This window comes from Alphaproteobacteria bacterium (assembly GCA_030680745.1).
GTDB lineage: Bacteria > Pseudomonadota > Alphaproteobacteria > JAUXUR01 > JAUXUR01 > JAUXUR01.
Genome location: JAUXUR010000039.1, coordinates 1 through 14,057, shown reverse-complemented (window position 1 = coordinate 14,057; position 14,057 = coordinate 1). Strand labels below are relative to the sequence as shown.

The 14,057-nt window shown below is 35.0% G+C and carries 12 protein-coding genes and 1 tRNA gene; 5 read left to right on the top strand and 8 right to left on the bottom strand.

Going from position 1 to position 14,057, the window contains the following annotated elements; genetic code table 11:
* Window positions 1-831: transposase (locus tag Q8L85_03675; protein MDP1723779.1), on the top strand; the 831-nt coding region annotated here is incomplete at its 5' end.
* 27 nt (window positions 832-858) lie between these two features.
* Here the strand turns inward: Q8L85_03675 and Q8L85_03670 are convergent.
* The 5 genes from Q8L85_03670 to Q8L85_03650 all read right to left on the bottom strand — a co-directional run bounded on the left by Q8L85_03670 (window position 859) and on the right by Q8L85_03650 (window position 6,069).
* Window positions 859-1,704 (bottom strand): hypothetical protein, encoded by an 846-nt coding sequence (locus tag Q8L85_03670; protein MDP1723778.1) that lies wholly within the window; start codon window positions 1,702-1,704, stop codon window positions 859-861.
* Window positions 1,701-2,243 (bottom strand): DUF6468 domain-containing protein, encoded by a 543-nt coding sequence (locus Q8L85_03665; GenBank protein MDP1723777.1) that lies wholly within the window; start codon window positions 2,241-2,243, stop codon window positions 1,701-1,703. The genes Q8L85_03670 and Q8L85_03665 overlap by 4 nt, the downstream gene beginning before the upstream one ends.
* Window positions 2,227-3,363, bottom strand: coding sequence for a flagellar motor switch protein FliM (fliM, locus tag Q8L85_03660; GenBank protein MDP1723776.1), 1,137 nt, complete (start codon window positions 3,361-3,363; stop codon window positions 2,227-2,229). The genes Q8L85_03665 and fliM overlap by 17 nt, the downstream gene beginning before the upstream one ends.
* 4 nt (window positions 3,364-3,367) lie before the next feature.
* Complete coding sequence (locus tag Q8L85_03655; GenBank protein MDP1723775.1) at window positions 3,368-3,970, bottom strand: flagellar basal body-associated FliL family protein; 603 nt, start codon at window positions 3,968-3,970, stop codon at window positions 3,368-3,370.
* Window positions 3,971-5,073: 1,103 nt separating this feature from the next.
* Complete coding sequence (locus tag Q8L85_03650; GenBank protein MDP1723774.1) at window positions 5,074-6,069, bottom strand: hypothetical protein; 996 nt, start codon at window positions 6,067-6,069, stop codon at window positions 5,074-5,076.
* A gap of 435 nt (window positions 6,070-6,504) precedes the next feature.
* Between Q8L85_03650 and rpmG the strand changes: the two genes are divergently transcribed.
* Entirely contained in the window at window positions 6,505-6,669 is a 165-nt protein-coding gene (gene rpmG, locus Q8L85_03645) for a 50S ribosomal protein L33 (protein ID MDP1723773.1), read from the top strand.
* A gap of 29 nt (window positions 6,670-6,698) precedes the next feature.
* Here rpmG and Q8L85_03640 read toward each other — a convergent pair whose 3' ends face one another.
* The 3 genes from Q8L85_03640 to Q8L85_03630 form a co-directional block, all read right to left on the bottom strand.
* Window positions 6,699-7,646 (bottom strand): hypothetical protein, encoded by a 948-nt coding sequence (locus Q8L85_03640; GenBank protein ID MDP1723772.1) that lies wholly within the window; start codon window positions 7,644-7,646, stop codon window positions 6,699-6,701.
* 75 nt (window positions 7,647-7,721) lie between these two features.
* Window positions 7,722-7,797 (bottom strand) — tRNA-Glu (locus tag Q8L85_03635).
* A 346-nt stretch (window positions 7,798-8,143) separates the two neighbouring features.
* Window positions 8,144-9,853 carry a hypothetical protein gene (locus tag Q8L85_03630; GenBank protein ID MDP1723771.1) on the bottom strand — a complete coding sequence of 570 codons (1,710 nt, stop codon included), beginning with the start codon at window positions 9,851-9,853 and terminating at the stop codon, window positions 8,144-8,146.
* Between the two features lie 370 nt (window positions 9,854-10,223).
* Between Q8L85_03630 and glmU the strand changes: the two genes are divergently transcribed.
* The 3 genes from glmU (at window position 10,224) to Q8L85_03615 (ending at window position 13,947) form a co-directional block, all read left to right on the top strand.
* Window positions 10,224-11,615, top strand: a complete 1,392-nt coding sequence (gene glmU / locus Q8L85_03625) for a bifunctional UDP-N-acetylglucosamine diphosphorylase/glucosamine-1-phosphate N-acetyltransferase GlmU (GenBank protein MDP1723770.1) — start codon at window positions 10,224-10,226, stop codon at window positions 11,613-11,615.
* Window positions 11,616-11,679: 64 nt separating this feature from the next.
* Window positions 11,680-13,503 carry a glutamine--fructose-6-phosphate transaminase (isomerizing) gene (glmS, locus tag Q8L85_03620; protein ID MDP1723769.1) on the top strand — a complete coding sequence of 608 codons (1,824 nt, stop codon included), beginning with the start codon at window positions 11,680-11,682 and terminating at the stop codon, window positions 13,501-13,503.
* 192 nt (window positions 13,504-13,695) lie between these two features.
* The gene (locus Q8L85_03615; protein ID MDP1723768.1) at window positions 13,696-13,947 is read left to right on the top strand and encodes a hypothetical protein; all 252 of its coding nucleotides are present in this window, start codon (window positions 13,696-13,698) and stop codon (window positions 13,945-13,947) included.
* The last annotated feature ends 110 nt before the right edge of the window (window positions 13,948-14,057 follow it).

Here is a 14,057-nt window from a genome sequence, read left to right as displayed (position 1 = left end):
GATTTTTGTCATGAAAAAATTTACGAATGTGATAAAGAAATTGAATCTACACTTGAAAGAATAGCTGGTCCTATAGAAAAAGAAGATAAAGCTCAAAAAAAAAGACGTAAAAATGAATTATATTTTAATTCTGATGCACTAATACAAAAACTAACAGGTATTGATTTAACACAAATTGATGGACTTGAAAGTCACTCTGTTTTAAAGATTTTGTCTGAAATCGGTACCAATATGAATAAATGGCCGAGTGTTAAGCATTTTGCGTCATGGTTAGGTCTTGCACCTGGCACTAAAATATCAGGAGGAAAAAGATTAAGCACCCGAACTAAAAGATGTAAAAACAAAGCAGCAACAGTATTTAGAATAGCAGCTTATACGCTTTCACGGAGTAAATCTGCTCTTGGAGCATTTCTTCGACGTAAAAAAGCACAATTAGGAGCGCCTGAAGCGATTACAGCAACTGCACATAAAATTGCAAAGATATTTTATATAATGCTTAAAGAAAAAATACCCTATCAAGATTTGGGCGCAGATTATTATGAGCAAAAATACAAAGACAGAGTTTTAAAAAATATAATGTCGCGTGCTCAATCGTTGGGATATGTGCTGTTAAGAAAACCGGAAAATGATGTCAAAAAAATGACTTGTTATCAACATCTTAAGTCTTGGTCATTAGAAGGGGCGCAGCCCCGCGGCAATCCACACTTTTTACTGGATTATTCAAAAGTGTGGATTGCCACAAACACCTTCGTGCAAGCACTCATGTATTTTCGTGGAGAACAAGACTTTTGTCGTATTTTCAAGTTATTTCACTATATATACGGACTTTAAAACTAACTCCATGTTTACTTTAATTACTTATTCTTCAGTTTTAGACGTTTTCCGCTTTTGCGCAAGAAACATTGTTACATTTTGAGCACGATCTGCACTCATATTTGCTAAAATAGGTGCTGTATTACCTTCTTTCATGCGACTTATGACGTCTAAAAGCACAACCATATCCAATTTATCAAAAATACGTGCAGCATCCTTTGGCTTCATTGTTTGATAAATTTTAACAAGGCTTTGAAGTTTCTTTTCATCTTCTTCAACTATTTTTTTATTGATCTCGGACAAACTATTTTTAACTTTTTCAAGATCTACACGTTTTTGATCAAGTTCTTTGTATTTTTCTTGTATTTTATGCTCAACTGTCTTAAGAATTTCATTTTTTTCGAGCAATTTTTGCTCTTTTTTAAGCAAAAGATCACTTCTTTCTTTAAGCTTCTGCAAAAGCTCTATTTTTTGAGGAGAAAACTCATCTTCTTCGTCATCGCTCGAATCACTTGCAGCTTCTTTTGCATCTGATTCAAGAGACGTTTCGCTTTTACTATCTAAAACAGAAACATTAGGATCTTTCGATTGCAATGGATCATCTTTAGGTTTTTCATCAGGATTAGATTGTTCCGCCGCATCAGATTTTTGTTCAGCATTTTGCTTAGAATCTGCATTCTTATCGTTTTTATCGTTTTTCTCCTGGGGAGGTGACGTTGCCTTATCATCTTTTGCAGCTGCCATTGCAGACCCTATAGGAAGAATTTCGTGCGTGTTAATAATGCCTGTAAAAACAAGAAGAAGGCGGATAGAAATAAGCCCTATAATAACACTGAATAATATAGGTAGAACGCGCAGCGAATAAAGAATTTTTTTGAGCCAAAAACTCATCTTGCCGCCTTAAGCATATCCAAAAGAGATTCTTCTGCTTTTGAATTCGGTTTAAACGTCCCTTTTTTTGCGCCTTGCACAATGTGTATTTGAGCCTCCTCTTTTTCCTGAGAAGTTTTAAGAATACGCATGATTCGGTCTTCTTCAGGCGAGTCTTCTAAAAATTTGCTATTTTCAATAGGCTGTTGTTGTGATTGTGGTGTCGTCTCTTTGCGTGTTTGACGGATTTGAATTTCCATTTTATTAGCAAGTTCATCGCCACGCTCAAGAAGAAAAAAAAGTTCGTCCCGTAAAGCTTGAGATTTCTGAATAGATTCAAGAAGCGCATTATATGATTTGCCCGATATATCTTTCAGATACGAAATACTTTCATCTGCCTTTGAAACCGCCTGATCAAAACGAATAATCGCCATGTCAACTTCGTCTTTATTGCTACGTAGTTTTTTTAAACGATAATTTAATATGCCTGCATAAAAGATTGCAACAATTAAAAAAACCAAAACCAAAAGATTTAATGTGAGGTCAAGACTCCAGTTCATCTGCTTCCTCCCGATATTTTCGATCTATTTTAATAGAAATTTTATTGTTTTTCTTACCCATTTGACCCACAAAAAGAGGCACACTTGCACATCTTAATTCAACAGGTGAACTAGGCGTACAATTTAAACTAATTTGTGTCCCTACTTTCCATTTCATTACTTCTGAAAGAGGCAACATAAATTCATCAATAACGGCAAGCATATTAATTTTTGTAAATAAAAGTTCATTTATTAAATGGTTTTCCCAAATTGAATCACGACCAAATTTTTCACCCATAAACATTTGAAGAAGAAGTTCACGGACGGGTTCCAACGTTGCATAGGGGAGCACAATTTCGAGTCGTCCGCCTCGATCTTCCATATCAATACGAAGCTTAACAACAACGGCTGCGTTTGCAGGACGCGCAATAGCTGTAAAACGAGGATTAGTTTCAAGACGTTCAAATCGAAAGGTAACAGGGCTTAAGGGGTCAAAAGCAGCACTCATGTCGTTTAATACTAAAAAAAGCATTCGCTCAACAAGATTACGTTCAATTGTTGTATAAGGACGCCCTTCAACACGCATCATGGCCGTGCCTCGACGCCCTCCTAAAAGAACATCAACAATCGAGTAAATAAGCGGACTATCAACAATCACAAGCCCGTAATTTTCCCATTCTTCTGCTTTAAAAACACCCAACATCGCAGGCAATGGTATGGAATTTAAATAATCACCAAATCGAAAGGATTGCAATCCATCAAGCGAAACCTCGACATTATCAGAAGTAAAGTTACGTAAACTTGTTGATAACACGCGAATAAGTCTATCAAATACAACTTCCAACATTGGAAGCCGTTCGTACGAAACAAGGGAAGAATTGATGATAGCATAGAGGCCATTTTGTTGCTCAGCACTATCAATTTCATCAAAGCCAAGAAGCGAATCAATTTCTTCCTGATTTAAGACACGTGCAGCAATTGGGTCTTTAGGACTTAAACTTTCAACAGATGTGTTTTCAAGCGCATCAGAATCTTCCCATTCACCAGCTAATGCATCATCTTTTGAACTTTGCGTTGGTTCGAGGGCAGTTTCAGCTGAATCTATTGATTCTTGATTTTCAGGTTTTTCTTCGATTGACATTCTTTTATTGTGTTAACATTTGTGGAAACAAAATATCAAAAACTTTGACATCCTTTGCAATAAGCTGAATCCTTTTCAATAATTCTTGACGTAATTTTTCAATACCAATCGAACTTTTTAAATCAGCAACTTTAAGTTCTCTTACATAAACTTGAATTGTATCTTGAATGCGAGGCATTACTTTCTGCAGTTTTTCTATGCTTTTTTGATCATCCAGCTCAAGGGAGGCTTGAATCTTCAAATAACTTACTTTGCCAACTTCTGAATTCAAATTAATCATCATTTCAGGCAAAGGATGAAAAATACTCGTCCTTAATTTATCATGTTCACCAGAACCCTCAGCCCCCTCAGCTTTAGATTCATTATGCCCGCCCTCTGCTTTATGTTGACCTTTTTCGCCATCTGCTGCTTGCTCTTGAGGTTTTTTAGCACCAAAGCTTAAAAAACCCATAACATAAGCAATGCCCCCACCAATACCAAGCGTTAAAATGGGCAAAACAATCATAAGAATAAGAGGTAATTTACTTTTTTTGGGTGTTTCAGTCGCTACTGTTTCAGTCGCTTCAGTGCTTATTTCGGTTTTTTTGGCTGCTGCTGCATCTGACACGTTACATCCCTCACTTTATTTCTTATGTTTATACTAAACATATTACCCCAAAAATCAATAATGACTAGGAAAATTTTGCATGGTTTATCATATACCCAAATAATCTGAAACTACCGTTTTTAGTCTATGACCTTTGGTCGCTTTTTGAACCAAAAATTCCTAAGGTAAACTTATTACCTGTCGTCATTTTTAGCATCAAAAATCGCCTCAAATTTCATACCTAAAAATCGACATTTCCAAATCATTTGGGTATAGAAAACAAACGTAAAGCAAAAAGTGCTCAAAAAACATTTTATTAAATTTATATTTTTTACACATTTAGGTATTGCAACATGTCATAATTTATGACATAATCTTTCTTGCAACACATTCATTGGCTTGCCCGCCAGTGTTGTCTTTCTTGGGCGTTTCCTCCCTAAACTTGGGCTATGCATTGCATAGCCTCTTTTTTTCCATTCAAATATAGCTCAGTAATGACTTTTAATAAATAAATGAATTTTACGAGCAACCAATCTACCGGACAAAAAATAACATTAGGTTTATTTTTAACTGTCGCCTAACAACTCATTCCAAAGAAATGAACTCAAATTTTTACGAAAAGTACCTCAAAAGTAAGAACTTTTTTACCTCTCCCCTTGTGGGAGAGGTCGCGACCAAAGGGAGCGGGTGAGGGGTATTTTCGAGAGCAAGTTTTGCTTGTCATACTTATTACATACGACACAATGATGTGTTCCTTGCAAACGCTTTAGACACCCCTCACCCGTCGCTACGCGACGACCTCTCCCACAAGGGGAGAGGAGAAAATAAAACAATTTCAATTTTTGTCCCGTAGAATTATTGGCAACACATATTCAACACAGCAAAATAACTTAAAAATACATCATGTTGAAAATAATTCTAAAATCAATAGATTTATCACTAGAAGCGTCGAAGACATACTGTAATCCATTCTTTTTTACAGCACCATTCAAAATTTGATTATCGCGGATGCCCGCGTGCTAAAAACAGTCGGGCATTCTCACTATGATGGAATTTACATATTTTTTAATGCATTAGGCGAATGAAACTCTATTAACCTAAATGGAAAATACTATATAATTGTCTTAAGGTTTTTTCTTAAAAAAAGCGGGTGGTTCTTCCTCAAAACCTTTTTGTTCAGCATCTTTAATAGGCTCAAAAACACGCGGAAAAGCATTTCTGGAATAAGGGTCGTTCAACTGGTTGTCTTTATGAGAAATATCCCTTGGGAAGCTCTCTGTAGGCTGAATATCCCTAGAATGAATATCTTGAGAATGCGTATCTCTAGGTATATCTCTGGGTATCTCTCTGGAGTATGGTTTATCAGGATATTGACGATTTGGCGCCATGTTATTTTCATAAGAAGGCATTTGATGAAATGGATTCTGAAGATGTGGTGCTTGATGGTGTTGATTTTGATAGAATTGAGCTTCATGCGCATTTGGATCAAAACCAACATCAGCATTCAGACTTGAAAATTCTTCTAATTTTACTTCTTGAATTTCGAATTGATAATTTTGCTGAAGAATCTGTAGGGCTGCAAATTCACGCATCGTTGCAATTAAATGAGATTCACAAGGCTTTGCATCTTCTTCAGATGTACCAAAAATCATCATTAACCGTGTTAAATAATCACTTGGCTTGGGCGGCATATCAAAATGTAATACATTTTCAATTTTTCCTTTTAAAAAGGAAACGTCTACACCATCGCTTACAATTAATACTTTTTTGATATCATTTTGCTCGTTTGTATTGTCATGTCCATAATTATCAATGACATCAATTTGATAACCTAACTTACCTAAAAAACGATCAAGAAGAACTTTATCACGTTTGCGACCACAAAAAACAATATTATTTTTGTTTTTATGTTGCTCTAAAATTGCATCTGCAACCCTTAATTTATATCTTAAATGCGTAATGTTGTAAGAATGTATTACGTGTTTTATAGTTTTAACGGAAGATTGATCAGTCATTGTACCCAATTTTTCTTGGTATTGTTCATTTGATTGAGGGATTGTATTATCTTGTGACCCTTTAAATAAGGATGGTATTACTTTTAAAAACGTTGATTTAAGCATAAAAACCAGATTAGCCCCGCAAACAAATTCTACATTTAATTAAGAATTACTATTTATAGATAAGGTATATTTTTTTTTACTATCTGGAAATTATAAGCAGCAATTTCGCTCTATTTTAAAGATTCATGCTGTTTAAAAGTCACTTATAGGTTGTATCTTCAGACCAAAATAAAAATTTTATTATTACAATATAGCATATAACGAACTTTTATGTCTAGTACATTCTTAAATTGTTTAAAAAAAATATTATTATTGAGCAAAAAAAATTAATGTTTGGAATTAAGATGCTAGGGGGCTGTTAATATGTTAAAAATATTCAAAAAAACTCTTTATATCCGTTAACTTGATCAAACTAAAAATTCATTTCTTGACATTCGACCAATTATCGATCATATTTTTAAGCCTAATCGTTAGATAGATTAAAGGTTTTATGCTATGGCAAAGTCAAATAATGTGACTGTGAAGCTTTTAAGCACTGCAGGTACTGGTTTTTTTTACGTTACAGGAAAAAATGCTCGTAAACCTGGAAAGCTTGAACTTCGCAAATACGATCCTAAGAAAAGACAACATGTTCTTTTTAAAGAAGCTAAAATTAAATAATTGAAGGGCCTGTTTTTAGGGCCCTTTTTTTATAAAATGTTGCACATCCCAGATTGTTGCGTTTCAATTTTTTGATCTTTCTTTATTTCAAAATCAATAACGCAAAAATCATCTATTTTTCTGTCTGATTCAAAAGCCTTCACAAGTTCTCCATTACTAATTTTATAGATTATTTTTTTTGAGTCGCTCAATCCATAAAGATCATTTCCAAGCTTTTTCAAAGAACAAAGTCTTTCATTCAAACAATATGTAACTGTTTCAAATATTTTGAAAGCCGTTCCAATGAGCCGTTCGCCCTTATTTGTTAATATTAACAAACAATCATCAAACGCACACAAAGACGACATTATAGAATTTTCAGGATTATAATCAGTTAGATTCTGAACGGATGTAGCAAAATGTGTCTTGGCATCAAAAGTTTCGACAAAATCAATGCAGTCTTTTTGATTCGTGCTTACAAAAAGCTTGCTGTCGTTTGATGTAATTGCAAGTGGATTGTATTTCGTATTGATTGTGCCTAAGAATTCTATTGAAGGTAACGAATACACAAAAATTGAATGATAATTTGTAGATGCTATAAAAATTTTATCTTGTGTGATTGTAAGGTCATTTGTGCCCACCATTATGGGATGCTCTATAGAAGGATTTGACAAATCACTTAAATCAAATTCAATAAGCTTTTGATCAAAAGACAAATTCATAAAAATTTTATTATTATATTGATGCATATTAACTGTCTGCGAAACAGTAGTGCTATATTCTCCAATTTTTAAATTATCTTTAGTATCAAAAAGTGAAAAATTATAATTATATGCATCTCTATCATATTCAGAATGAAGAATAATAAAATTTTCAGCATATAAATTACCAATAAGTAATCCGATACAGAACAAAAATATTAATATTTTTTTACTAAAAATTTGTGCGCAACTTAATTTTTTGAATAATATATTTAGTTCGGAAGCAGCACAAAACATCACATTCCCCATAATAGCATCTTATAATTAAAGATTATACTGATTGAGGTTTTATAGAAAGAGGAATAAATGAGATGGCGTCCCCAACGGGAGTCGAACCCGTGTTATCGCCTTGAAAGGGCGGCGTCCTAGGCCACTAGACGATGGGGACATCGATTGGCTTCTGAGGTGATTTTTACCTGTAATGGCATCAAAAAGCAAGCTCTTTTTTTAAAATAATGCAATTACCTAGATTATATACCCAAATAATCTGAAACTACCGTTTTTAGCCCATGACCTTTGTCGCTTTTTGAACCAAAAACCCCTAATACCTGTCGTTATTTTAGGCATTAAAAATCACCTAAATCTCATATCTAAAAATTGGCATTTTCAAATCATTCGGGTATTAAAAATGCGTCATTGATTGGCTTGAAAAAAGAAATTGAAGGGGGTTAGGAATGATTGGTAGAAAGGTTCTGGACCTGTCCCCCACATAAGAGGACAGGTTCCGAGATGGTTTAGTCTTCAGGAAATTGATCCTTATAACGATTTTTGAAATCTTCAAAAATGCGTTTAAAACTACGTTTTATTTTTAAGAAATCAATTTCGCCATCTTCTTCCCAAAGCTGGAGATCAATTTCAGGTTTAAGCATATTTATATAATCAAGCAGTAAATTGTAATCACCAAAGCTAACAGCATGATATCCTTTATATGAAAAACGATGGTCATTGTCAGGAGATCTTTTAAAACTCAAAGGCTGATCTAACGGGATATTTGCACCTTTTATATTTTCTTGTTGGATAAACTCAATAATGCTCATTGGTTCAAATGTATCTTTTTGAAGATTGAGGATGATATTAAACTTTCCAAGATATTCAAATTGGCCAAAATCATTCATAGAGCTTTCAATATTTATATAATCGTAAAGCCCGCCATCTCTGTTTTGATGTTGCTGAACATCATTTACAGGAGACATAATAAATGATAAAGCGTTATCAATAGCATCACAAAACTCTGATCGTGTTATTGAGTTCGTATTACAATTTACTCGGGGAAGCGCTTTCTCGTGATCTACGAAAAAATATACAAGCTGATCTTCTCTTTGTTGTTGTTCACTAAGATTCTGTTTGCTTGCATTCATTTTTTGATAAATATTATTACATTTTCCATAATAATTTTTTAGGATATCGCAATATTCATCTGGATTAATTTCTGATGCACCGTTTACAGCAAACCCCTCAAAAGGATTATGCTCAACATGCGTGATATCGTGCTCAGCGGCACTAAGTGTTGTTTGCTGAAGAGCGCCATCATAATTCGTACGATCGAGACTTACACCTATAAGTCCAATTGCATTTGCGGAGGCTTTATTTAAATCATTAATCTCTAAAATACCTGTTTCAGATACAATGGGCATTAAATATAATTGAGCAGTTTCAGCAAAATAAAGACGCGCAATTATTGAATTACGGGCTCTGAATAATTTCTGAAACTTAGTTTCAAGCGATTTAAAAGCTTTAGGCATAACATGCCAAAAACTGACTGAATGATTTTGACAAAATTCTTCATCTGTTTCTTCCGACTCAAAAAATGTTTTAGCTATCTCTAATTCAATTCTTAGAAAATCCCCATAAGAGCTTAATTCAGAAATACATGTTGCATATGGCACGGGTTGGGCACCAATGCGATGATCATTAATTGCATTTATTTTGTAAGCATTCAAAGAACCGTCTTGTTTTTTATTATGAAACAATGCCTTAAATTCTTGAATTAAATCCTTTAAATCATCAAATTCAAAAACTGGCTTAGGTTTGAGATTTTGAGTGAATCTTAGCGTATCAAATTTGTGTTCTTTTCCGCATTTCTCAATTGCCTCAATCAATGCCGTATTATCTTTTGGTGTTTCGTCTTGTTTTTGTTGAAACGTCAAAATTGACGCATACATCATATGAATGATCATATTGGAATAAAGTGTTAATCCACGTTGATCAAATTCATTTTGGGCAAAAACATAACAATCATCGAAAAGTGTACGTAAATCATCGCGTTCTATTTTTGCACGTATCATTTGAGAATTTTGTTCAAAATAATCACGTAATCCTGGAAATTGATCTTCAGCTTTGCGGCCTTCAGATTTTAATTGTAGTATTAATTCTAATGGTTCTAGTGTTGCGTTTGTCTCAAGCGACATTGTAATTAACATAAAAAGAACGAATATATATCTCATCCTCTGATGACTCCTTTAATTAAAAATATTGTTGTGATACTTTGTAACATAAAATTTACATTTATAAAATAAGTGAAAAATACGTATTTTGTTCTAAAAAAAAATGTGTTAGCGTTTTATTTAAAAATTATATTTTTATAGCAAACTATTCAGAAATTTTCTTTTTAAAAAATAAAACCAAATCTGCAATTACCTATAAAGGCTTTAAAACAAAATACATAATATCATCATGTTACCTCATTTTTGTAAACAAAACGCACTAAACTTGTTTTTTAGCCTCTAAATGATGTATCCTATAAAGCGAAAAAGACTTTTCTTTTAAGATAGTTTTGGTTAAAACAAGTGCTAAGCCGAAAATAAGGTTATTTTAATGAAACACAATATCGCCACACTCATTCTTGCCGCTGGTTGGGGAACACGTATGCAGTCTAATCTCCCCAAGGTTTTACATAAAGTTGCGCATCAACCTCTTTTATCATGGGTTTTAAATGCTGCTGAAACTTTAGCACCTGTTCGTCAGATTGTTGTTGTGCGCCCAGGTATGGATCAGGTTAAAGAAATCATTGGCAACGCAAACATTGTATTGCAAGAAAAAGGTGAAGGCACAGGCGCTGCTGTCATGGCTGCACGACCAACACTCGAAGACTTTAAAGGTGATGTGCTTGTACTTTTTGGTGATACGCCCTTTATTACGCCTGAAACATTGCAATGTTTGGTTGAAACGAGAAGATCTGCATCTAATCCAGCTGTCGTGATTGTTGGATTTAAACCGGAAGATCCCGCTGAATATGGTCGTATCGTGATGAATGCACAAGATCAGATTGAGCGTATTGTCGAATATAAAGATGCAAATGATACAGAGCGTGAAATAGGTTTGTGTAATTCAGGCGTCATGGCAATTGATGGATCTTGTCTTTTTGAACTTGTTGACAAACTTACATCCAATAATGCAAAAGGTGAATATTATCTAACGGATATTATTGAACATGCGCGCAAAATGGGGCGTCATTGTACAGTCGTTGAAGCCTCCGAAGAGGAGCTTATGGGTATTAATTCCCGCGCAGATTTAGCGCGCGCTGAACTTGAAGCGCAAACACAATTACGCGGAGCGGCACTTGCCATGGGTGTGACATTGATTGACCCAGATTCCGTTTATTTAAGCTATGATACCAATCTTGGCAAAGACATTACAATTGGGCCAAATGTTGTTATTATGCCAGGTGTTGAAATTAGAGATAACGTCATTATTCATGCCTTCTGTCACTTAGAAGGTGCTAGAATAGAAGAGGGAGCAATTGTTGGTCCTTTTGCGCGGTTGCGACCTGGTACTGAAATTGGACGTGATGTGCGTATTGGCAATTTTGTTGAAGTAAAGAACAGCCAATTTGAAGCGCATTCAAAAGCGAATCATCTCTCTTATATAGGTGACGCACATATTGGTAAAAAATCAAATATTGGTGCTGGAACAATCACATGTAATTACGACGGTATCAATAAATCGAAAACAATATTGGGTGAGAACGTTTTTATTGGCTCAAATAGTGCGCTTGTAGCGCCTGTCCAAATTGGTAATGGTGCAATCGTTGCTGCCGGAAGCGTTGTGACCAACAATGTTGCTGAAAATGCATTATGTATTGCACGGAGTCGCCAAATTGAAAAGCCCAATGGCGCTCAAATATATCGTGAGCAACATAAAAAAGAACGCAGCAATGTAACATTGATGACGGTTGTTGATAATGATCGCCCCCAAAGTAAGAATTAATTCATAGAGTTGACAACGAATTTGTTCATAAAATGGACAATTTACTAAAAAATAGAGGTTTATTATGTGCGGTATTATAGCAATTCTTGGAACAAAAAACGCCGTTCCACATCTAGTTGAAGGCTTAAAACGTCTGGAATATCGCGGATATGATTCAAGTGGTGTTGCAACACTCGTTGAAGGTCATCTTGAGCGTAGACGTGCTGAAGGAAAATTACTTAATCTTGAAAAACTCCTTGGTACTGAGCCGTTACAAGGCATTATTGGAATAGGCCATACAAGATGGGCAACCCATGGTAAGCCAAGTGATCGCAATGCCCATCCCATGATGACGGATAAAGTAGCTGTTGTTCACAATGGTATTATTGAAAACTTTCAAGAACTTAAAAAAGAATTGCAATCAAAGGGTCATCAATTTACGTCAGATACTGATACTGAAGTTGTTGCATGTCTTTTAACTGAATATTTAAACCTAGGTTTTGCCCCTAAAGAAGCGCTTCAAAAAGCAGTTGGTCGTATGGAAGGCGCCTACGCAATTGCGGCTATCATTGCAGGCCACGAAGATATGATTTTATGTGCGCGTAAAGGAAGTCCGCTTGTTGTGGGTCATGGCGATGGCGAAATGTTTATTGGATCTGATGCAATCGCACTTGCGCCTTTAACACGTAAATTAACCTATTTGGAAGAAGGCGATTGGGGAATCATAAATCGCAAAGGTGCTGAAATTTTTGACGAAGAAGGCAGATCAGTGCATCGCCCTATCACAATTGTTGACATCAGTAGTGCCGTTGCCGAAAAAGGAAATTACGATCATTTCATGCTGAAAGAAATTTTCGAACAAGCTGAAGTATTACCACGCACACTTCATAATCTTGTTGATCCCATTTCAAAAACGATTAGATTGCCAAATCTTGCTTTTCAATGGAAAGATGTAACACGCCTGACCTTTGTTGCGTGTGGCACATCCTATCATTCCGCAATGGTTGCTAAATATTGGTTTGAGCAAATTGCCAAAATTCCTGTCGATGTCGATATTGCGTCAGAATTTAGATATAGATCCCCTGTATTAAGTAAAAATGGCGTATCTTTATTTATATCACAATCAGGTGAAACGATTGACACGCTTGCAGCACTTCGTTATGCAAAATCCAACGGGCAACATATTTTAAGCATCGTCAACCGTCCTGAAAGCACTATGGCACGCGAATCAGATGCTATTTTGCAAACTCTTGTTGGTCCTGAAATAGGGGTTGCATCAACAAAAGCCTTTACGGGCCAATTGGTCGTTCTTGCTTGCTTAGCGCTTGCTGTTGCAAAAGCACGCGGCACAATCTCGTCTGCTGAAGAGGCTGATTTTATTACGTCCCTTGCCTCTTTACCCAACCATATTCGCCTTATCTTAAAAGATGCGGATCAATATCGTGAAATTGCAGCATCACTTGTTGATGCTAAAGATGTTTTGTATTTGGGACGAGGCACTGCATATCCGGTTGCTTTGGAAGGTGCTTTAAAGCTTAAAGAAATATCTTATATCCACGCCGAAGGTTATGCGTCAGGTGAGATGAAACATGGCCCCATCGCACTCATTGACAAAGGTACGCCTGTTATTATGGTGGCCCCTAGTGATGCATTGATTGAAAAATCTTTGTCCAACCTTGAAGAGGTTGTCGCCCGTGGTGCTCATGTTATTTTACTATCAGATGATGAGGGTATTTCGAAATTACGAAATAATGATGTATTAAAAATTAGGTTACCAAAGGTCAATGAATTCTTAACACCAATCCTTTACACGATCCCTGTGCAACTTTTAGCTTATTATGTTGCAGTTTTAAAAGGCACGGATGTTGATCAACCACGTAATTTGGCTAAATCTGTAACAGTCGAGTAATTAGTATTAATTAACTTCACAGCACTATAGTAAATCTAATAAAAATCGACCTACTCCCCGTGAGCTTTACCGCGGGAAGTAGGAATTTTTTGTATTTTCAAGTCATTTCATTATTAAATTTAAAATCACTTTACAATAAAATTTTTTTTTGATAAAACAAAGAGCTAAAGCAATCGCAAAAGGTTTATTTAAATGAAACATAAATTAATTTATTATATTTTAGGCATAATTTTTTTTAATTATTCTTTTGAAGTAAACTCTATTCTTCCTAAAAAAGAACAATTTTCTGAAATTATTGAAACAAAAGCATGTAATGGACGAAAACAACTTGAAAAATACAAAGAAATATACGAAGCGCATTTACAAAAATTCAAAGAAGACGAAAGCAATATTTTTACAAAAGATGTAGAAAATTTCATAGTACACGACACTTTTTTAATTTGATCTAAGGTATTGATTTTTTATAAGAAAACATAGTACAGACAAGATACAAAAAAAGGAGCTGTACAATGATAAAAATGAATACCTTAGATCAAGCAATAAATAATCACTTC